General features: G+C 70.9%; 22 protein-coding genes. 9 read left to right on the top strand and 13 right to left on the bottom strand.

Annotated features, from left to right (window positions below):
- Positions 1-99: 99 nt before the first annotated feature.
- A complete protein-coding gene (locus ACH34R_RS02985) occupies positions 100-1,044 on the top strand; it encodes a M23 family metallopeptidase (RefSeq protein ID WP_397559725.1) in 945 nt (314 codons plus the stop codon).
- Between the two features lie 49 nt (positions 1,045-1,093).
- On the opposite strand, the gene ACH34R_RS02990 is transcribed toward ACH34R_RS02985, so the two are convergent.
- From ACH34R_RS02990 to ppdK, 3 genes are all read right to left on the bottom strand, one after another.
- A complete protein-coding gene (locus ACH34R_RS02990; RefSeq protein WP_397559726.1) occupies positions 1,094-2,287 on the bottom strand; it encodes an NAD(P)/FAD-dependent oxidoreductase in 1,194 nt (397 codons plus the stop codon).
- A 61-nt stretch (positions 2,288-2,348) separates the two neighbouring features.
- Positions 2,349-3,581, bottom strand: coding sequence for a deoxyguanosinetriphosphate triphosphohydrolase (locus ACH34R_RS02995; protein ID WP_397559727.1), 1,233 nt, complete (start codon positions 3,579-3,581; stop codon positions 2,349-2,351).
- A 60-nt stretch (positions 3,582-3,641) separates the two neighbouring features.
- Complete coding sequence (gene ppdK / locus ACH34R_RS03000) at positions 3,642-6,287, bottom strand: pyruvate, phosphate dikinase (RefSeq protein WP_397559728.1); 2,646 nt, start codon at positions 6,285-6,287, stop codon at positions 3,642-3,644.
- Between the two features lie 681 nt (positions 6,288-6,968).
- Here ppdK and ACH34R_RS03005 point away from each other — a divergent pair.
- Positions 6,969-8,057: a methyltransferase domain-containing protein gene (locus tag ACH34R_RS03005; protein ID WP_397559729.1), complete on the top strand. Its 1,089-nt coding sequence runs from the start codon at positions 6,969-6,971 to the stop codon at positions 8,055-8,057.
- A 93-nt stretch (positions 8,058-8,150) separates the two neighbouring features.
- Here ACH34R_RS03005 and ACH34R_RS03010 read toward each other — a convergent pair whose 3' ends face one another.
- Positions 8,151-9,644, bottom strand: a complete 1,494-nt coding sequence (locus ACH34R_RS03010) for a multiprotein-bridging factor 1 family protein (protein ID WP_397559730.1) — start codon at positions 9,642-9,644, stop codon at positions 8,151-8,153.
- Positions 9,645-9,839: 195 nt separating this feature from the next.
- Here ACH34R_RS03010 and ACH34R_RS03015 point away from each other — a divergent pair, with 195 nt between their 5' ends.
- The gene (locus ACH34R_RS03015) at positions 9,840-10,187 is read left to right on the top strand and encodes a hypothetical protein (protein WP_111169903.1); all 348 of its coding nucleotides are present in this window, start codon (positions 9,840-9,842) and stop codon (positions 10,185-10,187) included.
- The gene (locus tag ACH34R_RS03020; RefSeq protein ID WP_397559731.1) at positions 10,171-10,470 is read left to right on the top strand and encodes a hypothetical protein; all 300 of its coding nucleotides are present in this window, start codon (positions 10,171-10,173) and stop codon (positions 10,468-10,470) included. Before ACH34R_RS03015 ends, ACH34R_RS03020 begins: the two co-directional genes overlap by 17 nt.
- Before the next feature lie 1,768 nt (positions 10,471-12,238).
- Here ACH34R_RS03020 and ACH34R_RS03025 read toward each other — a convergent pair.
- The 9 genes from ACH34R_RS03025 to ACH34R_RS03065 form a co-directional block, all read right to left on the bottom strand.
- Complete coding sequence (locus ACH34R_RS03025; protein ID WP_397559732.1) at positions 12,239-13,438, bottom strand: ATP-binding protein; 1,200 nt, start codon at positions 13,436-13,438, stop codon at positions 12,239-12,241.
- Entirely contained in the window at positions 13,435-14,109 is a 675-nt protein-coding gene (locus tag ACH34R_RS03030; protein WP_397559733.1) for a response regulator transcription factor, read from the bottom strand. The genes ACH34R_RS03025 and ACH34R_RS03030 overlap by 4 nt, the downstream gene beginning before the upstream one ends.
- A gap of 9 nt (positions 14,110-14,118) precedes the next feature.
- Positions 14,119-14,973 carry a S1C family serine protease gene (locus ACH34R_RS03035; protein ID WP_397559734.1) on the bottom strand — a complete coding sequence of 285 codons (855 nt, stop codon included), beginning with the start codon at positions 14,971-14,973 and terminating at the stop codon, positions 14,119-14,121.
- An 18-nt stretch (positions 14,974-14,991) separates the two neighbouring features.
- The gene (locus ACH34R_RS03040) at positions 14,992-15,939 is read right to left on the bottom strand and encodes a VWA domain-containing protein (protein WP_397559735.1); all 948 of its coding nucleotides are present in this window, start codon (positions 15,937-15,939) and stop codon (positions 14,992-14,994) included.
- Positions 15,936-17,243, bottom strand: a complete 1,308-nt coding sequence (locus ACH34R_RS03045) for a DUF58 domain-containing protein (protein WP_397559736.1) — start codon at positions 17,241-17,243, stop codon at positions 15,936-15,938. The genes ACH34R_RS03040 and ACH34R_RS03045 overlap by 4 nt, the downstream gene beginning before the upstream one ends.
- The gene (locus ACH34R_RS03050; RefSeq protein WP_397559737.1) at positions 17,243-18,253 is read right to left on the bottom strand and encodes an AAA family ATPase; all 1,011 of its coding nucleotides are present in this window, start codon (positions 18,251-18,253) and stop codon (positions 17,243-17,245) included. The genes ACH34R_RS03045 and ACH34R_RS03050 overlap by 1 nt, the downstream gene beginning before the upstream one ends.
- On the bottom strand, positions 18,250-18,417 hold the full coding sequence (locus ACH34R_RS03055) for a hypothetical protein (RefSeq protein ID WP_397559738.1): 168 nt from the start codon (positions 18,415-18,417) through the stop codon (positions 18,250-18,252). Before ACH34R_RS03055 ends, ACH34R_RS03050 begins: the two co-directional genes overlap by 4 nt.
- 156 nt (positions 18,418-18,573) lie before the next feature.
- The gene (locus ACH34R_RS03060) at positions 18,574-19,956 is read right to left on the bottom strand and encodes a glycine--tRNA ligase (RefSeq protein WP_111167232.1); all 1,383 of its coding nucleotides are present in this window, start codon (positions 19,954-19,956) and stop codon (positions 18,574-18,576) included.
- Positions 19,957-19,995: 39 nt separating this feature from the next.
- A complete protein-coding gene (locus ACH34R_RS03065) occupies positions 19,996-20,298 on the bottom strand; it encodes an antibiotic biosynthesis monooxygenase family protein (protein WP_397559739.1) in 303 nt (100 codons plus the stop codon).
- Between the two features lie 68 nt (positions 20,299-20,366).
- On the opposite strand from ACH34R_RS03065, the gene ACH34R_RS03070 reads away from it, so the two are divergent.
- The 5 genes from ACH34R_RS03070 to ACH34R_RS03090 all read left to right on the top strand — a co-directional run bounded on the left by ACH34R_RS03070 (position 20,367) and on the right by ACH34R_RS03090 (position 24,092).
- Positions 20,367-20,810, top strand: a complete 444-nt coding sequence (locus tag ACH34R_RS03070) for a DUF6703 family protein (protein WP_397559740.1) — start codon at positions 20,367-20,369, stop codon at positions 20,808-20,810.
- 115 nt (positions 20,811-20,925) lie between these two features.
- Positions 20,926-21,942, top strand: coding sequence for a metal ABC transporter substrate-binding protein (locus ACH34R_RS03075; protein ID WP_397559800.1), 1,017 nt, complete (start codon positions 20,926-20,928; stop codon positions 21,940-21,942).
- A 105-nt stretch (positions 21,943-22,047) separates the two neighbouring features.
- Complete coding sequence (locus ACH34R_RS03080; protein ID WP_397559741.1) at positions 22,048-22,839, top strand: metal ABC transporter ATP-binding protein; 792 nt, start codon at positions 22,048-22,050, stop codon at positions 22,837-22,839.
- 33 nt (positions 22,840-22,872) lie between these two features.
- Entirely contained in the window at positions 22,873-23,706 is an 834-nt protein-coding gene (locus ACH34R_RS03085; protein WP_397559742.1) for a metal ABC transporter permease, read from the top strand.
- Entirely contained in the window at positions 23,703-24,092 is a 390-nt protein-coding gene (locus tag ACH34R_RS03090) for a Fur family transcriptional regulator (RefSeq protein WP_111167228.1), read from the top strand. Before ACH34R_RS03085 ends, ACH34R_RS03090 begins: the two co-directional genes overlap by 4 nt.
- Positions 24,093-24,207: the final 115 nt, after the last annotated feature.

Raw genomic sequence — 24,207 nt, forward strand, 5'->3', positions numbered from 1 at the left:
CCGGACTTTCCCGAACGGGTCATGGCCAAACCGGCAGTCCGCTACAAAGGTAATGACTCCCGGCGAGTCACAACGGGATAGCGTACGCAGGTGGAGAAGATGCGATCAGGACATCACGTACGTTCGGGGCGTCTGGCCGCGGCGGCCACGGCCGCCGGCGCGGTGTTCCTGACCGGCGCCTGCGCGTCGGCGGGCGGAGTGGCGGGCGTCGTCACGGTCTCGCCGGTCGCCACCGCGCCACAGACCGCGCCCGAGGTCATCGCCACCATCCCCGTCCAGGGAGGCGTCTTCGTCAAGGGGGCCGGTCCCTCGGGGGAGGCGCGCGTCGCCGTACAGCGCCCGCCCGCCGACGTGCCGGTGCAGGTGCCGCCGCCGAAGGTCTCCAAGTACACCTACGCGTTCCCGGTCAAGGGCTGCGAGGCCAAGTACGCGCGCAAGCTGCTGGTGCTGCCCAAGACCACGATCTGGGCCGAGCGGGGCTGCGCGTTCATCGCGCCCATCGACGGCACCGTGGACGAGGTCTCCGGCGACGACGGGTGGCGGGCCTCCAGCGACCTCGGCAAGGACCGCGAGGGGCGGTTCGTGTCGATCATCGGCGTGGACGGCGTGCGCTACCTGGGCGGCCACCTCGACTCGGTGACCCCGGGCCTCGCCCCCGGCACGAAGGTCAACGCCGGGCAGACCCTCGGCCGTATCGGCAACTCGGGCAACGCCGCGGGCAACGCGACAAACCTCTACTTCGCGATCTCCTGGAAGACCCGCGCCGACGTGTGGTGGGTCCGGCGCGGCATGGTCGAGCCGTGGGACTACCTGGACGCCTGGCGCGACGGCAACCGCACGTTCTCCCCCCGCGAGAGGGTGCTGGAGATGCGGAAGAAGAGCGGGGCCGAGCCGGCCTGCCGCATCCTCTGCACCAGCAAGGCGGCCACTCCCCCGCCGGAGACCCCCGACGGCGGGAAGAAGAAGAAAAAGCCGCGGCCCAACCCGGTCCCGACCGTGGTCCACCCCTCGCCTCCGCACGCGACGACCGGTTCCACGTCCTGACCTCTGGGGCCTCCTGCGGGGCGGGCGTGCCCCGCCCGCCCCGGGGGCATCACAGGGAGCCGAGCGGCACCTCCGGGTCGGCCAGGGCCTTCGGGTCCACGGCCCGCCCGGCGCGGATCAGGTCCTGGATCTGGTCGGTGACGTCCCACACGTTGACGTTCATCCCGGCGATCACCTTGCCCGCGCGCAGCCAGAACGCGACGAACTCCAGGTCGCCGGCCGGCCCGCGGAAGACCACCTCGTCGTAGCCCTCGATGTCGCCGCTGAACTCCATGCCCAGCTCGAACTGGTCGGTGAAGAAGTAGGGCACCCGGTCGTAGGCGACCTCCCGGCCGAGCATCGCGCGTGCCGCGTCCGGGCCGCCGTGCAGGGCGTTCGCCCAGTGCTCGACGCGTACGCGCCTGCCGTACAGGGGGTGGAACGCCTCGGCGATGTCGCCGGCCGCGAACACGTCGGGGTGGGAGGTGCTGCGCAGCGACGCGTCGGTCAGCACGCCCTCGTTCACCGCGAGGCCCGCCGCGCGGGCGAGCGCCACGTTGGGCGCGGCGCCGACCCCCGCGATCACGTGGGCGGCGGGCAGGCTCTCGCCCGCCGAGGTGCGGACCTCGGTGGCGGTGATCTCCGCGATCGAGGCGCCGAAGCGGAACCCGACCCCGTGGCGGCGGTGCAGCCCGGCGAAGACCTCGCCGAGTTCGGGGCCGAGCACCCGGTGCAGCGGCCCGGGGGCCTGTTCGACCACCACGACCTCACAGCCCGCCTCGCGGGCCGCCGCGGCGGTCTCCAGGCCGATCCAGCCCGCCCCGGCGACCACGACCGGCCCGCCGCCGGCGAACGCCGCGCGCAGCGCGTCGCTGTCGCCGAAGGTCCGCAGCCGCTTGGCGCGTTCCCCGCCGGGGACGTCGAGCCCTCTGGCGGACGAGCCGGTCGCCAGCAGCAGCTTGTCGTACGGCAGGGCCTCGCCCCCGGCGAGCGTCACCGTGCGGGCGTCGAGGTCGATCGCCGTGACGGCGGCGCCCAGCCGCAGATCGACGGAGTTGGCCGGGTACCAGTCGGGCTCGTGGACGAAGGCGGCGGCCCGCTCGCTCTTGCCCATCAGGTAGTCCTTGGACAGCGGCGGCCGCTCATAGGGCCGCAGGTCCTCCTCGCCGATCAGCGTGACGGGGCCCTCGTAGCCCTCCTCCCGCAGGATCTCGGCGGCTTTCGCCCCCGCCAGACCAGCACCGATGATGACATGTCCCGCCATTAGGTCTCCTCTTCCACGTGATCGGATGCTCGGCGATCACAAGTATCCGCCTGCGCGGGGGTCAGCGTCCGGTGAGCCGCGCATGCCAGGCGACCGCCGAGGTGTCGGTCAGCGAGGCGATCTGGTCGATGACCACGCGCACCCGCGCCGCGTCGTCCTCCGCCTTGGCGAACGCAGGCCGCAGCGCGGGCTCCAGCGTGCCCGGTGCGCCGAGCATGATCTCGGCGGCCAGCTCGGTGACCAGCTCGCGCTGCCGGGCCTGGACGGCGTTGTGCTCGGCGCTGCACATCACGTAGTGCGCGGTGATGCCCTTCAGCAGCGCGCACTCCACGCGGGCCGCGGCGGGCACCACCAGGTCGGCGTCGTGGCGGCCGGGGCGCTCGCCGTACGCCTCGACGGTGGCGAGCTGGGCCGCGCGGGTCAGGCGGCCGATGAGGGCGCTGGTCAGGCCCTTCAGCGCGGCCAGGCTCGCCAGGCTGCCGTCGAAGTCGCGCGGCCAGTACGGCTGGTCCACCAGGCGGGCGAGCACCGCCTCAAGCTCGGCCCGGTCGGCCCCGGGCGCGTACCAGCCGACCGTGCGCTCGCAGACCTCGGCGCGTTCGGCGGGCGAGCGCAGCGCGCCGAGGGTGACGTGCCCGGAGTGCAGGGCGTCCTCAAGGTCGTGTACCGAGTAGGCCACGTCGTCGGCCCAGTCCATGATCTGCGCCTCGAAGCTCACCCTGCCCTCGGGCACCCCCTGCCGCATCCACGCGAAGACCGGCAGGTCGTCGGCGTAGACGCCGAACGGGCCGGTGCCGCGGCCGGGCCAGGGGTACTTCGTGGCGGCGTCGAGCGCGGCCCTGGTCAGGTTGAGCCCCGCGCTGCGGCCGTCCTCGGTGACGACCTTGGCCTCCAGGCGGGTCAGCAGCCGCAGGCTCTGCGCGTTGCCCTCGAAGCCGCCGCATCCGGCGGCCAGCTCGTCCAGCACGCTCTCACCGTTGTGCCCGAACGGCGGGTGCCCGAGGTCATGGGCCAGGCAGGCGGTCTCGACCAGGTCGGGGTCACGGCCCAGCGCCTTGCCCATCTCCCGGCCCACCTGGGCGCACTCCAGGGAGTGGGTGAGCCGGGTCCGGGGCACCTGCTGGCCGCTGCCCAGGGTCTCCCCCGGGCCGACCACCTGTGTCTTGGCCGCCAGCCTGCGCAGCGCCGAGGAGTGGAGCACCCGGGCGCGGTCGCGCTCGAACGCGCCGCGCTCGGGGTTGCCGGGCGGTTCCGGCACCCATCGCTCCTGGTCATGCTCGCTGTACGAACGCATCAGTGGACTTGAGACTATTCCCTCACCACCAGCCTTATGCCACCAATGTCGGGGAAACGTTCAGCGGGTGTCCGACGTCGTGCCCGCGATGGCCGCCCTGCCCGCCTCCAGGCGGGCCACCGGGATGCGGAACGGCGAGCAGGACACGTAGTCGAGCCCCACCTCGTGGCAGAAGCGCACGGACTCGGGGTCGCCCCCGTGCTCGCCGCAGATGCCCAGCTTGAGGTCCGGACGGGTGCGCCTGCCCTCCTCCACGGCGATCCGCATCAGCCGTCCGACGCCGTCGCGGTCGATCGTCTCGAACGGCGAGACGCCGAAGATGCCCTGGTCCAGGTACTTCCCGAAGAACGCCGACTCCACGTCATCGCGGGAGAAGCCCCAGGTCATCTGGGTGAGGTCGTTGGTGCCGAAGGAGAAGAAGTCGGCCGCCTCGGCGATCTGCCCGGCGGTGAGCGCGGCCCTCGGCACCTCGATCATGGTGCCGACCAGCGCCTCGACGCCGGTCCGGCTCAGGATGGCGACGGCCTCCTCGCGGATCAGCTCCAGCTCCTGCACGGCCCCGACCAGCGGGATCATGATCTCGGCGCGCGGGTCGCCGCCCTGCTCGCGGCGGCTGTGCGCGGCCTCGGCGATGGCCCTGACCTGCATCGCGAACAGCCCGGGGATCACCAGGCCGAGCCGTACGCCGCGCAGGCCGAGCATCGGGTTCTGTTCGTGCAGGCGCTTGACGGCCTCCAGCAGCGTGGCGTCCCGGTCCGATCCGCGGCCGGTGGCGACCTTCACCGACAGGTCCACGATGTCGGGCAGGAACTCGTGCAGCGGCGGGTCGATCAGGCGGACGGTCACCGGCAGGCCGTCCATCGCCGTGAAGATCTCCTCGAAGTCGGCCCGCTGCAACGGTTCGAGCGCGTCCAGCGCGGCCTGGCGCTCCTCGCCGTCGGCGGCCAGGATCAGGTTCTCCACGAGCCTGCGCCGCTCGCCGAGGAACATGTGCTCGGTACGGCACAGCCCGATGCCCTCGCCGCCGAACCGCCTGGCCCGCGCGGCGTCCTCCCCGGTGTCGGCGTTGGCGCGGACGCCGAGCGCGCGGGCCTGGTCGGCGTGCCGCATGATCCGGTCCACGGCCCGTACCAGGTCGTCGGACGGGTCCGCCGTACCCTCGAAGTACTCCACCACCGGGGAGTCCACGACGGGCACCTCGCCCAGGTAGACCGCGCCGGTGGTGCCGTCGATGGACAGCACGTCGCCCTCTTCGACCACCACGCCGCCCGGGGCGGTCAGCCGCCCGGCGCGTACGTCGACCTCCAGTTCCTCTGCGCCGCACACGCAGGTCTTGCCCATCCCGCGGGCGACGACCGCCGCGTGCGAGGTCTTGCCGCCCCGGCTGGTGAGGATGCCCCTGGCGGCGATCATGCCGCCCAGGTCCTCGGGGTTGGTCTCGCGGCGTACCAGGATGACGTCCTCACCCTGCCCGGCCAGCTCGACGGCCCGCTCGGAGGTGAACACGGCCCTGCCGACGGCCGCGCCCGGCGAGGCGTTCATCCCCGTGGTGATCTTCCTGGCCTTCACCTTGCTGTCGAAGCGGGGGAACATGAGCTGGGCGAGCTGTTCGCCGCTGCACCGCGTGACGGCCTCGTCGAAGTCGATCAGGCCCTGGTCGGCGAGCTGTACGGCGATGCGGAAGGCCGCGGCGGCGGTGCGCTTGCCGACGCGGGTCTGAAGCATCCACAGCTTGCCGCGCTCGATGGTGAACTCGATGTCGCACAGGTCGCGGTAGTGGTTCTCCAGCTTCTCCATGATCGCCAGCAGCTCGTCGTACGCGGCCGGGTCGATCGTGGCCAGGTCCTGGAGCGGGACGGTGTTGCGGATGCCCGCCACCACGTCCTCACCCTGCGCGTTCTGCAGGTAGTCGCCGTAGATGCCCTGCTGGCCGGTGCCCGGGTCGCGGGTGAAGGCGACGCCGGTGCCGGAGTCCATGCCCCGGTTGCCGAAGACCATGGTGCAGATGTTCACCGCCGTGCCCAGGTCGGCCGGGATGCGCTCCTGGCGGCGGTAGAGGATCGCGCGGGGGGCGTTCCAGGACTCGAAGACCGCCTCCACGGCCATCCGCATCTGCTCGCGGGGGTCCGCCGGGAAGTCCCTGCCGGTGGTGTCGCGGACGATGCCCTTGTAAACCTCGACCAGGCGCTGGAAGTCGGCGGCGGTCAGGTCCAGGTCGTCGCGGGACCCCTTGAGGTCCTCCAGCGCCTCCTCGAAACGGCCGTCGATGCCGAGGACGGTCTTGCCGAACATCTGGATGAGCCTGCGGTAGGAGTCCCAGGCGAAGCGGTCGTTGCCGCCGGCCTGCTTGGCCAGCCCGCGTACGGACTCGTCGTTGAGCCCGATGTTGAGGACGGTCTCCATCATGCCCGGCATCGAGAACTTCGCCCCGGACCGCACGCTGACCAGCAGCGGATCGTCGGCCTGGCCGAGCCGCTTGCCCATCCGCCGCTCCAGCTCCGCCAGGTGCGCCTCGATCTCGTCGCCGAGACCGGCGGGGAAGGCCCCGTCCGCGAGGTAACTGCGGCACGCCTCGCTGGTGATCGTGAAGCCCGGAGGAACGGGCAGCCCCAGGTTGGTCATCTCGGCCAGGTTGGCGCCCTTGCCGCCCAGGAGATCTTTGAGGTCCTTGTTCCCCTCGGTGAAGTCGTAAACAAACTTCGGCACCGCAGCTCCTTCTCCGCCGCCAACGTAGGCATCGATCCGCCTTACCTGGGACTGTACCGACGAACATGATGACGAAACGTCACCCATCAGGAAATAATACGTTTACCCAGGTCAGACAGGACGATGAGGTCTAATCCAATTGGCATCCGGATCTAATACACCCTTGCCCCAGATCGATCAGTAAATTGGTTTATACCAATTGGTGTAAACCAATTTCCCTCGGGCGGGCGTGGCCTACGGGGCGGCGTAAGGGCGTATCAACCGATCGGCTGATGTGCATTCGAGCCAGCCGGGCGATGTGCGACGCGGGGGCGGGACGCGATGCTCTTGGTATGCCGATCACCACCCTCGCCGGCCCCCAGCCGCCCTCCTCGTGCAGCATCATGTACGGCTACGGCGACTCACCGTGGCCTGTACCAGGCAGGGGCGGTCGCCTGCCCGGCGGGAACCGCACGGTATCCGTACCGTCACGTCAGGCGACCGATCCGGGGTCAGGAGGGCAGGAGGGCAGGATGAGCGCCACACGCGGCGAGCACGAAGGTAAGCCAAAGGAGGACAAGCCGCTTCCAAAGCCCCCCCCGCTGGACATCCCGACAGTACGGCCCCCAGCGGCACGCACGAGGGCGACCCGAAAGACGAGAAGAAGTAGCGGACGCTAGCCTCGCGGCACGAATCGAGCGGTTGATCGACGACATCGGCGACATCAGCACCCCTGTCAAACGGGCGCTGCGAGCGGTGCCCCGGCATCAGTTCATTCCCCCCATGGGCCTCGTCGCCGGCGACACCACGACGATCATTGACCGCGACGCCGACCCCGCCACCTGGCTCGATGCGGTCTACTCACGGCTCCCCATCGTCACTCAGCTCGACGACGGCGCAACCGACCTCCGAGCCGAAGCCGGCGGGCTCTACACCTCCTCCAACTCCGCACCCGGCACCGTCACCGACTTCCTTGACCTCCTGGACCCGTGCCCCGGGCACCGGGTGCTGGAGATCGGCACGGGCACCGGCTGGACCGCCGCCCTCCTGTCCCATCTCGTCGGCCAGCAGAACGTCACCTCGATCGAGGTGGACGCCGCACTCGCGGAACAGGCCGCGAAGAACCTCAGCGACGCCGGGATGCACCCACACCTGATCACCGGCGACGGCGCGGACGGTTCCCCTGAGCGGACGCCATTCGACCGTGTACACATCACCTGCGGTATCCGCACCGTGCCATACACCTGGGTGGAGCAGACCCGCCCCGGTGGCCGGATCGTCCTGCCCTACGACCCCGGTTACGCCGCCGGCCATGCGGCACTACGCCTCACCGTCAAGCCGGACGGCACCGCCTCGGGCAAATTCACCGGGTACGCCGCGTACATGATGATGCGGTCCCAGCGCATCGCCGCGAACGCAGAACGAGGCCCGGACCGTGAGACCCGCACACGCATCGACCCCCGCACGATCACGGAAGCACCGCCGGGTGCGGCGTTGGCGATGTCGGCGCTCACCGGGCTCCACCTCAGCACCGATCAGCAAGACGGCCGGTTCTTGACATGGCTGTCGGACCCGGCCGCCCCGGCGCAGTGGGCGCTGATCACTCACGTTCCGGGTGCCGACGACTATGAGGTCTACCAGGTCGGCGACCGGCCGCTGTGGGACGAGGTCACCGACGCCTACTTCCGCTGGGTGGACTGGGGTGAGCCCGGCCGCCACCGATTCGGGATGACCGTCACCCCGGACGGGCAGCAGGTATGGCTGGACACACCCCAGCAGGCAATCGAATGACATCAACGTCTCTGCCGGTGCGGATACCGTTCACCCCAGGGGGAGCTTGATCCACTCCGTGAGCGCCACAGCCGTACGTCAACTCGTGGCCGCTCAGGCCGCTCCGAATGCCGGGGGCTTGATAGCAGCCTGGTAGTCCCCGAAGCCCTTGAGCTGCGCGCGCTTTTCGATGGGCACCGCGTCGATCACTCGGTGCGCCGTGTTCAAGATCATAAGGCTACGGTATTGAGCGGGCAGGCCGTCGATCATTTCCGTCGCTCCCCGAAGCCCGCGCTCGTAGTCACCGACCCTGCTGGCCCTGATCGACCGATGAAGCTGTACATTGACCCGGTTTTGATAGCGGGATGAGTTCCGCTCGGCCGCCAAGGCCTTGTCACACGCCTCGTCCGCCGTCCGATCAGAGCCCACGAACGAATGCACCCACGAAGTCACGAACCATATCGAGTCCGGCCCCCATGCGAACCCCTTGGTGGAGGGCACTCGCTCGCATATGTCATGCAAGTAGTGCAGCGCCTCCAAAGCCTCCTTGTCACGCCCCAACACTGCAAGCCCCTGGGCTTCCGCCGCCACCGCATGCCTCAGGCCAGTGTCCGGTGTCTTTCCGGCCAGTGCGCGAGCCTTTTGAGCGAGCGCGACCGTCGTGTGCGGCGAACGCGGCGAGTACAGCGCGAACACAGCCTCATACCCCATGGCCCAGACACGCATGTTGAGATCCCCGGATGCATCGGCAGCGTGTCGAGCGGTGATCCACCAGCGGCGAGCAGCGTCGTATTCGCCCAATCGGGTCAGCACATTCGCCTGGATGATTGCCATCTGGGATGCCACGCGCTGCAGGTCAGCGGGCGCACGGACGCCGGGGGCCGCCAGCGCCTGCTGAAGCGCGATCACATCGCCGGTGATTCCCGACCGCACCACGGCCGGTGGCTGGGTTTGCAGCGCATGCATATGATCTGCGCACGCCATCTCCCAGTCTTGCACGGTGTAGGTCTCCGCAACGTCGGCGGATCGGTTGAGGACTCGTTCGAGCATCTGCCTGGCGGGCTCGTCTACGACAGCTTGTGAGAGCAGCCCGAGGCTCGTCAGCTTGAGCAAAAGGCGGCGTTCCACGTCTTCTTCTTCCTGATGTGCGGCTTGTGTTGTACTTCCACGGTAGCCCTCGGCCGCCGTCGTTGATAGCACTAAATCGGTTATGGGAATACGCCCGAGCCGCTGCACCAAAGGCCACACGGCCACCAGTTCACCCTTCGCTTCCAGCGCGTCGTCGAGCGCCTGCACCCTCGTACGTCTATCAGGAAGTACCTCTCCACGCTCGATCGCCGTCAGCATAGACCGGGCATACCCCGCTTTGGCGGACAAATCGCCTAAATTCAGGCTTTCGCCGACGCGGACCTCGTAGGTGTCACGCAACGCACGGATACGAGATCCAAAATAGACGGCCATCGACTCATATGGGTCAAATTGCTTGCGTGGTCTCGGCATCTGCACCTGCCCCATGAATGCCACTGAGTGCCAGCGAACGCCATTGGCAATCACGCCTTGCCCGAACCACTGGCCGAGATCAGCATAAACCCAGCGCCCGGAAAACACCTGGTGCGCAGGTAAATTGCAGCGCGTTACCGCACGGAGGGTGCGACCAATGGAAGGATATACAGCGCCCTTGAAAAAGGGGAACCACGGCTATCCAGCCCATACGTCACGGTTTGCGGCGAGCAGACCGCATGCCGCGTGTAGCCTCAACGGCGTGGCCGGCCCGGACGCCTACGGCTCGCTGGGGCGCGGCTGATGGACGCGTTCATGCTCGCCTACCCGCACCGCAGGCCCCCCGGCCCGACCGCGCCCGAGGACGAAACCGCCCACCGGCTCAAGGACGCGCTCGCCGCGCACGGCATTCACGCCTTCATGGCCAGGGATCGTGGCGGAATGCTGGTGTCGCTCTGCTTCGGCCTGGTCGCGGTGGTCAAGGCCGACGGCATCTGGTGGCACAGCCCGCGACAGCTCAGGCCCGGCATCCCGCTGTACGTCCATCGCGGTACCGTGCCCGGGGCCGTCGAGGCGCTGGTACGCGACTACGCGCTGCTGAACCCGGCAGCCGGGACCGTGGAGGGGCCTCGTGGTGTGGGCCCTGCCTGACGGTTTCCTCCCTGGGCGCACGGTACGGTTCCTGCTCATGGTCTGGGAGGTCGAAGCCGGCGACGCGTACCGCACCTGCGGCGTGACCGACAGCCCGGAGACCGCCGAACGGGCCATGCTCGACGCCCTCGCCGCCCGCCCAGAGGGCCGTGGCCGGGTGCGGTACGCGCGGCTGTCGTTCGTCGGCGTCGGGTACGTGTACGGCCCGGCCGTACTCACCGCGATCCGCACAGACGGCGCGACGGTGGTCAGGGCCGGGGACGCGTGGGAGGGCATCTCATGATCGGGCGCGGCGGCGTGGCGCGGAAGTACAACGCCGCCGCGCCGCACACCGCGCGGCGGCCCACCTTCCCTGGCCGGACCGCGCCGCACGGGACCTGGTAGCCCGTGCCGCGCGGGCGGGCGGCGTACCCCACAACGCCGCCCGCCCGCGCTCTTTTCATGGTCTGTGCCTCCTGGAGTAGGGCTGACCGTGATCGCACTCATAGTCGAGATCTACGGGGAGGGCGCGTACTAGCCCTGGGATAGACGGGTCTTACCAGCCGGGTCATGGTGTCTGGACCGGTTCGACGTCGCCGGTCGAGGTGATCACAGGTACATCACCGCGAAGAGACCCAGCGGGCCGCAAACAGGTAAGCCCAGCGAAGACGGCATCCAGAAACCGGTTGAAGACGGTGCCGAGTTCTTAAGGCCGTCCGCCGTCGTGGCCCCTGCCCGCCTCACGCTCTTGGTACGGCGGGCGGCCTCGACGCTCGCGAAAACCGGGCCCAGGGCGCGACCGGGTATGGGAACGCGGCGAGAGGAAGGCTTGCCGTACATCGCAGCCGACCACATGCCGCCCCTTGCACCTCCGGAATTGTGGAATCGACGCAGGGGACCTCTTGACCGTTCGGAAGGGCATGACCTGTAGCGACGGCGTCGGGCGAAGCCCGACACGAGAGAACACGGCTGAGCGAAGCGAAGGCGATTGGGTATGCGCGGAGCCCGGCCGGTCTGCTGGTGGGCGGGTGGGAATGGGGAGGGTGGGTAACGGAGTGGGGCCTACAGCAGGCGTGTAGTGCCGAGAAAGATCACCACCCGCGGGATGGTGGAACTTCTCGCAACCCGGAGTGGCTGATCTGCGCTATCTCCCGACTTGAACATTCCCATGCACACCACTCGGTGGGACGCCATCGGCGTTGTAGCCGACGCCAGGTAGGCGAGCGGCACGGCGCTCGCAAATGCCGGGCACGGGGCACAATCGAGCACGGGGACGCGGCGGGAGGACGGCTTGCCTAGATCGCGGGCCTGTCCCGTACTGCCGTCCTGTGCTGCGGGGCTGCGAGGGCTGGCGGTTGGCGTCTCTTGGCCGTTCGGGAAGGCAGGACCGGTGGCGGCGACGTCGGGCGAAGCCCGACACAGGGAAGATCGTCCGAGCGTAGCGAGGGCATTTGGGCGCGCGGAGCGCGGCCGGTCCGCCGGAGGCGGGGCACTGCCCGAAGGACGGTGGGGTGGAGGTGGGTAATGGCGGGCGCGGTTGCCGGGGAGGGGCGGGTTTAGGCGGTGCTAGGTACGGTGAGCGGCAACGACACACGCGAAACGCCGGGCACAGAACGCGACCAGGTACGAGGGCACGGTGAGGGAAGGCTTGCCGTACCTCATGGCCCGGCCCCACGACGCCCCGCCCCACACTATGGGCCGGGGCGCGGCGGGCGAAGCCCGACATGGAAGAACGCGGCTGAGCGAAGCGAAGGCGATTGGGCATGCGCGGAGCGCGGCCGGTCCGCTGGTGGGAGCGGCTGAGCGAAGCGAAGGCGATTGTGCGCCGGAGCGCGGACGGTCCGGCGGAGGCGGGGCCACCGTGCGGCTGAGCGAAGCGAAGACGATCGGGGCCTCTTGCCTGCATGGAAGGGCAGGACCGGTAGCGGCGGCGTCGGGCGGAGCCCGACACGAAGGAAGACGCCTGAGCGAAGCGAAGACGATTTCGGAAGCGCAGCACCCAGGGCGGGGCGAAGACGATTTCGGAAGGCAGCACCCAACGCGGGGCGAAGGCGATTGGCGGGGCGAACCTCTCAGAGGGGGTTGTGCTCGGGGGCGGGGGTGCCGCGGGCGTCGGTGCCGCGCGCCGGGAGCCAGAGCACGAAGGTGCTGCCCTGCCCCAGCCGGGTGAACAGCCGTACGTGCCCGCCGTGCGACTCCACGATCTGGCGGACGATGGCCAGCCCGAGCCCGGTGCGCCGGTCGCGCTCGCGCCGCCCGCCCCCACCCCGCCAGAACCGGTCGAACACCCGCTGGCTGTCGTCCTCCGACAACCCCGGCCCCGCGTCGCGGACCGCCACCCAGATCCAGCCGGCCGACCGGCCCGCCGCCACGCGGATGTCGCTGCCGTGCGGAGCCAGCCGTACCGCGTTGGACAGCAGGTTGCCCACCGCGCGGCGCAGCGCGTCGTGGTCGCCGATGGCGACCAGCCCGGCCGGTGCGGCGCGGATGAGCCGCATGCCGCGCCCCGCCGCCAGGGTCTCGAAGTCGTCGCACGCCTCGGTGGCGACCGTGCCGACGTCCACGTCGGTGTCGGCGAGCGCGGGAGCCGTACGCCGGGCCGTGGCCAGCAGGTCCTCCACGAGCCGGGTCATCCGGGTGGTGGCCCGGTCCACGATCGCCGAGGCCCGGACGCGTTCCTCCTCGGTACTGTCCGGCGAGGTCAGTACCGTGTCCACGTTGGCCCGGATGATGGCCAGCGGGCTGCGCAGTTCGTGTGAGGCGTCGTCGATGAGCTGCCGCTGCGCGCGAAAGCCCGCCTCCAGCCGGTCCAGCATCGTGTCCACCGTGTCGGCCAGGTCGCGCAGCTCGTCCTTGGGCCCGCTCAGCCGGATCCGCCGGGACAGGTCGGTCGCCTGGATCTCGGCCGCCGCGCGGGTGATCGACCGCACCGGCCGCAGCACCCGCCCCGACAGCATCCACCCGATCCCGAGGCTCGCCACCAGCAGCCCGCCGAGCGCCACCAACGCGTAGCGGCGCAGCGTGGCCAGGGTCTTGAGGTTGATCAGGTTCTCCCACTCCCGGACCCGTACGACCGGCTCGTGCCCCAGCACCGTCCCGGACCGGTTGACGACCTCGGCGTACTCCTTCGACACCGGGCGTTCCTCGGTGGAGGATGCCACGCCGTAGTAGAGCGCGCCCAGCACGGTGGCGGCCAGGAGGAAGAGCAGCCCGGAGTACAGGACGGTCAGCCGGAAGCGGATCGTCTGCATGAAGGCGGGCAGGTGTCTCACCCGAGCTCCTTCAGCCGGTAACCACGGCTGATCACGGTCTCGATGACGCCCTCGGCGCCCAGCTTGCGGCGCAGGTTGCCGACGGTGACCCGGACCGTGTTGGTGAACGGGTCGGTGTGCTCGTCCCAGACGTGTTCCAGCAGTTCCTCGCTGGAGACCACGTGCCCGGGGCGGGTCATCAGATAGTGCAGCACCCCGAACTCCTTGGGCGTGAGCGGCAGGCGGCGCTCGCCGTGGAACGCCTCCACGCGGGCGGTGTCCAGCCGCAGGCCGCCCACCTCCAGCACCGCCGTACGGCCCGCCGACCCGTCCCTGCGCAGCAGGGCGCGCACCCGCGCCAGCAGTTCGGGGAAGGCGAACGGTTTGACCAGGTAGTCGTCCGCGCCCTCGTCGAGCCCCCTGACCCGGTCGTCCAGCCGGTCTCGGGCGGTCACCATGATGATCCGCACCTTCTGGCCGTGCTCACCGGCCCGTACGGCACGGCACAGCTCGAAGCCGTCGCCGTTCGGCAGGTTCAGGTCGAGCAGGACGAGGTCGTAGGCGTTGATGTGGATCTTCTCTTCGGCCTCGGCGAAGTCGTAGGCGACGTCCACCGCGTACCCGGCCCGGACCAGGCCGACCCGCAGTGCCGCGACCAGGTCCTCTTCGTCCTCGACCACAAGAAGGCGCATGTCACGAACCTAATTCCGGATGATTCGCGCCGCGACCTCCGCGGCGCGGTCGATGGGGATGGCGAAACCGATGCCGATGGAGCCGCCGCTTCCGGACAGGATCGCCGTGTTGACGCCGATCACCTCGCCGCGGCCGTTGGCCAGCGGGCCGCCGGAGTTGCCGGGGTTGATGGAGGCGTCGGTCTGCAGCGCCGTGGTCGTGCCGCCACCCTCGCCCAACGGTACCTCGCGGTTCACCGCGCTGACGATTCCCGAGGTCACCGTGCCGGCCAGACCGAGCGGCGAGCCCACGGCGAGAACGTCGTCGCCCACCGCGACGTCGGCGGAACGGCCGAGCGTCGCGGGAGCCGGGGAACGTCCGCCGTCCACGGCGAGCACGGCCAGGTCGTTGGCCGCGTCGGAGCCCACCACCCGGGCGGCGGCCCGGCCGCCGTCGTTGAAGACCACCGAGACCCTGGTCCTGCCGGACACGACGTGCTCGTTGGTGAGGATGTGCCCGGCGGCGTCGATCACGAAGCCCGAGCCGTTGCCGCGGCCGGTCTCCACCGAGACCACGCTGGGCAGTACCCGCGCGGCGACCTCGGCGCGGCCGGAGGCCACGGGGCCCGCCGCCGAACGCGGCGGCGCTGCGGCGGGCGCGGCGGTCGCGCCGTTGAGCCGCACCCCGGCGACCCCGGCCGCGCCGCCCACCAGCGCCGCCACCAGGGCGGCGACCACGGCCACCCGCACCGGCGGGCCGCCCCGGCGGGACCTGGGAGCTTCGGATGGAGGCGAACCGAGTGGCGTGGGCGAGTCCGGAGGGGTGCGGAGGAAGTCGGGGCCGCGTGGACTGCCGAGGCCGAGCAGGTCCGGCTGGTCGCGCATCAGAATCCCTTCCCGCCGTCAGATCATCCGCGAGAACCACAGCATGGACGTCCCCGCCGCCAGGACCGCGCAGATCATCGCGAACCCGACGAACCACATCCAGATCTCCTGCCGTTCCAGCCGGTACCCGACGGAAGTGCCGATCGTGTCGTAGACGGCCCGCAGCTCATCCCCCGACGCCGCCTCGTGGAAGCCGCCGCCGGTCGCCTCGGCCACATCCCGCAGCGCGGGCCCGTCCACCGGGACGGGCACGGACTCGCCGTTGAGGTCCACCACGCCCGTGGGCGTGCCGTACGCGATGGTGGTGACCGGCACGCCGCGCGAGGTGGCGGCCTGGACCGCCGCGTCCACGGGCCGGCCGGTGGTGCTCGAACCGTCCGAGAGCAGCACGACGTGCGCGGGCGGCGGCGCGTCGCCGGCCTCGGCGTCCAGGGACCGGATCGCGTCCAGCGAGGAGAAGATCGCCTCTCCGATGGCGGTGCCCGAGCCGGTGGTGAGCCGGCCGATGGCGGTCAGTACGGCCTGGCGGTCGGTGGTGGGCGGCACGGCTGTCGACGCGGTACCGGAGAACGCCACCAGACCGAGGTTGAAACGAGGGGGCAGCCCCTGGACGAACCGGCGGGCGGCCTGCTGCGCCGCGCTGAACCGGTCGGGGGCGACGTCGGTGGCCCGCATCGAGGCCGACACGTCGAAGGCGACCATGATGGTGGCCCGCTCCCTGGGCACCTGGACCTCGGCCGTGGGCCGGGCGAAGCCGACGATGAGCGACACCAGCATGAGCCCGAACAGCGCGGCCGGTACATGCCTGCGCCAGCCGGGCCGCCGGGGGACGACCTTGTCGAGCAGGTCCAGGTTGGTGAACCGGACGGCGTACTGGCTACGCCGTAGAAACATGACCACATACACGACCCCGATACCGAGCGCGGGCAGGAGGAGCCAGAGCCAGACGGGTGAAAGGAGGCTCATCCGGGCCCTCCCGCCGCCGCAGCGGCCCTGCGCTGGGTCAGGACGTGCCGAATCAGGTCCGTGACCCAGTCCCGGTCGGTGCGCAGCCGCAGGTGGGCGGCCCCGGTACGGCGCAGCGCCGCTTCGACGGCCCCGCGCTGGGCGGCGGCAGCGGCGGCGTATCGCTCGCGCAGCCGGGCGCTCGCCGTGGAGACCTCCCTGCGCCTGCCGGTCTCGGGGTCCACGAGGGTGAGCATGCCGACATCGGGCAGGGTCAGCTCGCGCGGGTCGATCACCTCCACGGCCAGGAGCTGGTGGCGGGCGGCCAGCCGCCGTAGCGGCCGTTCCCAGGTGCCGGGGTCGTCGAGGAAGTCGGAGACCACGACGACCAGGCCGCGCCTGCGCAGCATCCCGGCGAGCCGTTCGGCGTGCGGGCCGAGGGGCCGGCCGCGCTCCCCCGGCGCGGCCCTGGGCAGCACGGAGATCGCGTGCAGCAGCGCCATCAGGTGCGCCCTGCCACCACGGGCGGGCACCACCCGCGCCCCGCCCACCACACCGCGCGGCACCCCCGCACCACCCGCCGAACCGGAAGGTGCCGCCGCATTACCAGCCGAACCGGACAACGCCCCGGACCCACTGCCCGGACCACGCGACTCCCCCGCACCACCCGCCGAACCGGAAGGCGTGCCCCCGCTACCGGCCGAACCGGACAACCCGCCGGACCCACCGCCCGAACCGGAAGGCGTACCGCCGCCACCAGCCGAACCGGACAAAGCCCCGGACCCACCGCCCGAACCGGAAGGCGTGCCCCCGCCACCAGCCGAACCGGACAAAGCCCCGGACCCACCGCCCGGGCCACGCGGTACCCCGGTCCCGCCGCGTAGGCCGCGCCACATCCGCGCCACCCCCCTACCGTGCCGCGCCCCCGCCCCGCCCGGCGGGCCGCCGTGCAAGATGTGGGCGCCGATCCGGTTGCCCGCGCGTTCGGTGAGGAAGCCGACGGCGGCCACCGCGGCCAGCGCCAGGTCCCGCTTCTCCATGTCCCCGGTGCCGAAGTCCATGCTGGCGCTCGCGTCGAGCAGCACCCAGGTCTCCAGCTCACGATCCGCGATGCGGTCCCGCACATGCGGCTCGGCGACCCTGGCGGTGACGTTCCAGTCCATCCGCCGCACGTCGTCGCCCACCAGGTACGGCCGGGCCTCCGCCGGCTCGGTGCCGGGCCCGGGGACCAGCCCGAGGTGGTCGCCCTGCAACAGGCCGTCCAGGCGGCGCGTGACGGTCAGTTCCAGGCGGCGCAGCGCGCGCCCGGCGAGCAGGTGCCGCATCAGGCCACCGCCTCCCTGCGGTGCGGCGCCACGACCGGTGCGGGGATCGCCGCGACGATGTCGGCCACGATCTCCCTGGGCCGCACTCCGTCGGCGAGGCCCTCGAAGGACAGCACCAGCCGGTGGGCCATCACGTCCGCGGCCAGGTCGCGCACGTCCTCGGGCAGCACGTACTCCCGGCCGCGCAGCAGCGCCAGCGCCCGCGCGGCGGCGACCAGGCCGAGCGTGGCCCGCGGACCGGCCCCGAACGCCAGCACCGCGCCCAGCCCGGCCATTCCGAACCGCCCGGGCTCCCGGGTCGCGTAGACCAGGCGCACGATGTACTCGGCCACCGCGTGGTGGACGAACACCTGCGCGGCGGCCCGCTGAAGGTCCACCAGCCGGTCCGGGTCCAGGATCCGTACGGCCCGCGGCGCGTCCGCGCTCATCCGGTACAGGATCGCCAGTTCCTCCGACTCCGTCGGATACCCGACGTCGATCTTCATCAGGAACCGGTCGCGCTGCGCCTCCGGCAGGTGGTAGACCCCTTCGGACTCGATCGGGTTCTGGGTCGCGAGCACCAGGAACGGGGCGGGCACCGGGTGCGTCCTGCCGCCGATGCTGACCTGCCGCTCGGCCATGACCTCCAGCAGCGCCGACTGCACCTTGGCGGGGGCCCGGTTGATCTCGTCGGCGAGCACGACGTTGGACATGATCGGGCCCAGCTCGATGTCGAAGCGCTCCGCCGAGGGCCGGTAGATCCGATTTCCGATGATGTCGGCGGGCACCAGGTCGGGGGTGAACTGCACCCGGGAGAACGTCCCGCCGAGCACCGTGGCCAGGGTCTCGGCGGCGAGCGTCTTGGCGATCCCGGGCACGCCTTCCAGCAGGCAGTGGCCCCTGGCCAGTACCGCCACGAGCAGTCGTTCGACCATGTGGTCCTGGCCGACGATGACGCGTTTGACCTCGAACAGGGCCCGCTCCAGCCGGTCGGCGTCCGGCGTCTCGCCGGTCGGCGGCGGCCCTGTCACGGCTCGGTCACCGCCGGGTAGGGGCAGTCGTCCACGACGAGCCGCAGTTGCACCTGGGCGGTCGGGACGGGGTCGGGCGCGGCGGCGCTCCCGGTCGCCAGGAACGCGCCGCCACTCAGTGCCAGGACCCACACCGCGGACCTCAAGCGTGTCGTGCGTGCCATTGCCGAATCTCCGTATCTTTCGTCATCCTCATCACTTCTCGACATGGCCTATGTCATCAAAGGACGCCGAAAACCGGTGTAAGGCGGGCACGAGAACGGCCCGGGCGCTTCCGCGCCCGGGCCGTCACGGCAGGTCTCCGCCCAGCCTTGAGATGCTCAGTCGTTGAGATGCTGACGCAGGTAGGAATCGACCTGGTCGATGCCGATCCGCTGCTGCCCCATGGTGTCGCGCTCGCGGATGGTGACCGCGTCGTCCTGGAGGGTGTCGAAGTCGACCGTGACGCAGAACGGCGTGCCGATCTCGTCCTGGCGGCGGTAGCGGCGGCCGATCGCCCCCGCGTCGTCGAACTCGACGTTCCACCGGCGGCGCAGCGCGGCGGCGAGGTCGCGGGCCTTGGGCGACAGGTCGGTGTTGCGGGACAGTGGCAGCACCGCGACCTTGACCGGGGCGAGCCGGTGGTCGATCCGCAGCACCGTGCGCTTTTCCAGCACGCCCTTGGCGTTGGGGGCCTCGTCCTCGGCGTAGGCGTCGAGCAGGAAGGTCAGCACACAGCGGTCGACGCCGGCGGCCGGCTCGATCACGTAGGGGACGTAGCGCTCGCCCGAATCCTGCTCGAAGAACGACAGGTCGGTGCCCGACGCCTTGCCGTGCGAGGTCAGGTCGAAGTCGGTGCGGTTGGCGATGCCCTCAAGCTCGCCCCACTCGCCTCCGCTGAAGCCGAAGCGGTATTCGATGTCGACGGTCCGCTTGGCGTAGTGGGCCAGCTTCTCCTCGGGGTGCTCGAAGAGCCGGAGGTTGTCCTCCTTGATACCGAGGTCGGTGTACCAGCGGTAGCGCTCGTCGATCCAGTACTGGTGCCACTCCTCGTCGCTGCCCGGCTTGACGAAGAACTCCATCTCCATCTGCTCGAACTCGCGGGTGCGGAAGATGAAGTTGCCCGGGGTGATCTCGTTGCGGAAGGACTTGCCGATCTGGCCGATACCGAACGGGATCTTCCGGCGGGCCGACTGCTGCACGTTGAGGTAGTTGATGAAGATGCCCTGGGCGGTCTCCGGGCGCAGGTAGGCCAGGCCGGATTCGTCCTCGACCGGGCCGAGGTAGGTCTTCAGCAGGCCGCTGAACTGCCTGACCTCGGTGAAGGCGCCCTTGTTGCCGCAGTTGGGGCAGGTGACCTCGGACAGGCCCGAGGGGGCGCGGCCGTGCTTGGCCTCGAACGCCTCCTCCAGGTGGTCGGCGCGGAAGCGCTTGTGGCAGGACTGACACTCGGTCAGCGGGTCCTTGAAGGTGTCGACGTGGCCGCTGGCCTCCCAGACCTCACGGGCCAGGATCACGCAGGAGTCAAGGCCGACCACGTCGTCGCGGCCCTGGACGACGGCCTTCCACCACTCGCGCTTGACGTTGTTCTTCAGCTCCACGCCGAGCGGTCCGTAGTCCCACGACGCCCGCAGCCCGCCGTATATCTCGCTCGACGGGTATACGAGCCCGCGGCGCTTGGCGAGGCTGACGATGGTGTCCATCACGTCGGTACGTCGTGCCATTGGGTATGTCTCCATCCGGCTGGAGGTCGGCGAGGAATTTCAACGAGATCCCAGCTTAGGGGACACGGGCGGGTCCACGTCCTCGAAGGCGCTGGGTTCGTTCAGCATCATCGTCATCAGCGGATACATCACGAGCCTGGCCGCCGACAGCGCCCGCCGGTAGAAGCCCGCGCCCTCCCACTCACAGACCAGCGCCCAAAGGCCGGGATCGTCGACCGAGCGCCCGAGCCGGCCGCGCACGTATCCGGGCTGGCTCGCCAGCAGGTCGAGGATCTCGCGGGCCTGCTGGGCGAACTCGCCGGTCCGCGCGTCGGGCACCGAGTAACGGATGATCGCGAGCATCCGCCAAGCATGCCAGATCCGAGCAGGTGGAACGCACCGGGACGCCCTTCCGGGGATAGGCTCGGCGGGTGGCCGAACAGCGTGATCCCAACTCCGAGGGTCGGCGCGTGCCGTCCCATCCGCTCGCCAGGCGCGCCGGGGAGCCCGGCGACGGGAAGGGCGGCCCGCCCAGGGGCGGCAAGAGCCGCCGGCCGCTGCCCCAGGGCGAGCAGTTCTTCACCCCGGGCGCGACCGGCTTTCGCAAGGCGGTCGAGGAGCGCAGCGCCGCCCCGCTGGTCTTTTTGTTCGGGCTGCCCCGCTGGGTGGTCCCGGTGCTGATGGTGGCCCTGCTGCTCGTCGGGTTCGCGGTGCCGGACTGGCGCGGCGGGGTGGCCGTGCTGCCGGTGGCCGGCTTCGTGGGGTGGCTGGCCTATATGTCGTGGCCATCGCTTCGCGTGGGGGGACGGCTGATGCGGGTGGCGCTGCTGACGTTCCTGGCGCTGCTGGCCGCCGACCGGTTCGGGCTCTTCTGACCCATTCTGACCTGCCGAGATGTCGGGATTTGCCGGGTAGGAGCAGATCGCGAACTTCACCCCACTGTCGCCACTTTTGACAACGGTTTTCATTCCGGGCCATACTTGTTATGTGATGTCCTACTTCTCCGGTCCATGGGGCCGCACCGCCGGTCTCACCGCCGGGGCCGCACTGCTGGCCGCCACCGCCGCCTGCGGCGCGGGACAGGCCCAGGGGGCGGGCGGCGACGCCAAGCCCCAGGTGATGGCCGCCTTCTATCCACTGCAATGGCTCACCGAGCGGGTCGGCGGGGGCGATGTGAGCGTCGTCCCGCTCACCAAGCCCGGCGTCGAGCCGCACGACCTCGAACTCACCCCGCGCCAGGTGGTCAGCCTGGCCGAAGCCGATCTGACGGTCTACATCAAGGGCGTGCAGCCCGCGCTGGACGAGGCCGTCGAGCACAACGCCAAGGACAAGGGCTTCGACGCGGCCACGGTCGTACCGAAGCTGCCCGCCACCGGCGACGCCCACGAGCACGAGCACGAGGGAGAGGCCGGCCAGGGGGGCGGCCACTCCGCCGAACAGCGCGAGCAGGGCGAGCAGGGCGAGGCGGCGCACGCCCACGAGGGCGAGGCGGTCTCCTACGACCCGCACCTGTGGCTCGACCCGTCCAGGTTCGCCATCGTGGCGAACAAGCTGGGCGACCGGCTCGCCGCCGCCGACCCGGCGCACGCCAAGGCCCACAAGGACCGCGCCGCCGCCGTGGCGGCCGAGCTGACCGCGCTCGACGCCGAGATGAAGCGGGGCCTCGGCTCCTGCGCCGGGCACGCGCTCGTCACCAGCCACGCCGCCTTCGGCTACCTGGCCGGCCGCTACGGGCTGGAGCAGGTCGGCATCAGCGGCATCGACCCCGAGGCGGAGCCCTCCCTGGCCCGGCTGGCGGAGGTGGAGCAGGTCGCCAAGCGGGAGAAGGTCACCACGATCTTCACCGAGGCGCTGGTCAGCCCCAAGGTCGCCGAGGTGCTGGCCGAGCAGGTCGGCGCCAAGACCGCGGTGCTCGACCCGCTGGAGAGCAAGCCCGCCTCGGGCGACTACCTCACGGCCATGCGCGCCAACCTGGCGACGCTGCGCACCGCGCTCAACTGCACCTGATCATGATCAATTCGATCGCCCCCACTACACTCACCTGAAGTAACCGAAAGGAGACGCGGTCACTCTCCCTCGGCGCACGCCCCGGGACTCGCCCCGCGCAACCCGATGAGCCAACAGACGGTGTTCGCCATGACCGGCGGCCACGTCAGCCTGGACGGCCGCGCCGTCCTGCGCGGCGTGGACCTGCAGATCCGCGCCGGCGAGGTGGTGGCCGTGCTCGGCGCGAACGGCTCCGGCAAGTCCACCCTGATTCGCGCCCTGCTCGGCCTGGTGCCCCTCACCGCCGGCCGTACCGAGCTGTACGGCGTGCCCCCCGCCCGCTTCCGCGAGTGGCACCGGGTCGGCTATGTGCCGCAGCGCCTGCTGGCGGGCGGCGGCGTGCCCTCGACCATCCGCGAAGTCGTCGCCTCCGGCAGGATCGCCCGCCAGCGGCGGCTGCGCCCGGCGAGCGCCGCCGACCGCGCGGCGATCGCCCGCGCGCTCACCGCGGTCGGCCTGGCCGACCGCGCCGGCGACCCGGTGGCCGCGCTGTCCGGCGGCCAGCAGCAGCGGGTGCTGATCGCCCGGGCGCTGGCCGGCGAGCCCGAGACCTTCGTGATGGACGAGCCCACCGCCGGAGTCGACGCGGCCAGCCAGGCCAACCTGGCCGACACACTGTCCAAGCTGGTCGCGAGCGGCCACACGGTGGTCCTGGTGGCCCACGAGCTGGGCCCGCTGGAGCCGCTGATCACCCGCGCGGTGGTGATCAAGAACGGCCGCGTCGCGCACGACGGCGCGCCGCCGAGCGCGGTCGGCGCGCACGCGCTGCCCGGCCACGATCACGTCCATCCGCACGCCGAGCCGGTCGAGGGCGGACCGCTCACCTTGTCGCCCGGCACGGCCGCGGCCGGCGAGTGACCTTTCCGAACGCGCCCGGCAGGGAGGCCCACGGTGCTTGAGCTGCTCCAGTCCCCGATCATGCAGCGCGCGCTGGTCGCCGGGCTGCTGGTCGGCCTGTCCGCGCCCGCCGTGGGCACCTTCATCGTGCAGCGCAGGCTCGCGCTGCTCGGCGACGGCATCGGCCACGTCGCGCTGACCGGGGTGGCCCTCGGCTTCCTGACCGGCACCGCCCCGACGCTGACCGCCGTGGTGGTGGCGGTGCTCGGCGCGGTGGCCATCGAGCTGGTACGCGAGCGCGGCCGGACCGGCGGCGACGTGGCGCTCGCGCTGCTGTTCTACGGCGGCATCGCGGGCGGCGTGCTGCTCATCGGGCTCTCCGAGGAGGGCAGCAACGCCACCCTGATGTCCTACCTGTTCGGATCGGTCAGCACCGTCACCCAGGGCGACGTCCTGGTGATCGGCGCGCTGAGCGCGGGGGTGCTCGGCGTGGTGCTGGCGTTCGGCCGCGAGCTGTTCCTGCTCTGCCAGGACCCGGAGGTCGCCAAGGCCAGCGGCCTGCCGGTGCGGTTCCTCAGCCTGCTGCTGGCCGTCACCGCCGCGCTCACCGTCGTGATCGCGATGCGCGTGGTCGGCCTGCTGCTGGTCAGCGCGCTCATGGTGGTCCCGGTGGCGGCGAGCCAGCAGCTCACCCGGGGGTTTCGGACGACCCTCCTGCTGGCGATGGTCTTCGGGGTGGTGGCGACGGTCGGCGGTCTGGGATACACGTACTACGTCAACGTCGCGCCGGGGGCGGGGATCGTGCTGCTCGCCCTCTTGGGATTCGCCCTGGCTCTCGGTGTCGGTACATTCATACGCCGGAACCGAACCGGGGAGTCCAGACGATGACCAGCCGCCGCGATGCCGTATTCGACATCCTCCGCCACAGCGAGGGTTTTCGCAGCGCCCAGGACATCTACGCCGAGATGCGCGCGGAAGGCGCCAAGATCGGGCTCACCACCGTCTACCGGGCGTTGCAGGCGCTCGCCGACAACGGTGACGTCGATGTGCTGCGCACCGACGACGGCGAGGCCGTCTACCGCGCCTGCGCCAGCGGCACGCACCACCACCACCTGGTGTGCCGCCGCTGCGGGCGTACGGTGGAGGTCGCCGGCCCGGCGGTCGAACGCTGGGCCGAGACGGTGGGCAGGGAGCACGGGTTCAGTGACATAACCCACACCGTCGAGGTCTTCGGCACCTGTTCCTCCTGTGCGGCCGGGCGGAAAGCGGGCTGACGGCCGTCCGTAACCGGCCCGTGGCGAGATTACGTCAGACATCGGCCACGAAGAGATAGGCTGGTGCCGCCACTGGGGTTATACGCTTCTCGACACGCGAGAACCGGCCCCGAAG

Origin of the sequence: Spongiactinospora sp. 9N601, assembly GCF_044326295.1 — a bacterium.
GTDB lineage: Bacteria > Actinomycetota > Actinomycetes > Streptosporangiales > Streptosporangiaceae > Spongiactinospora > Spongiactinospora gelatinilytica.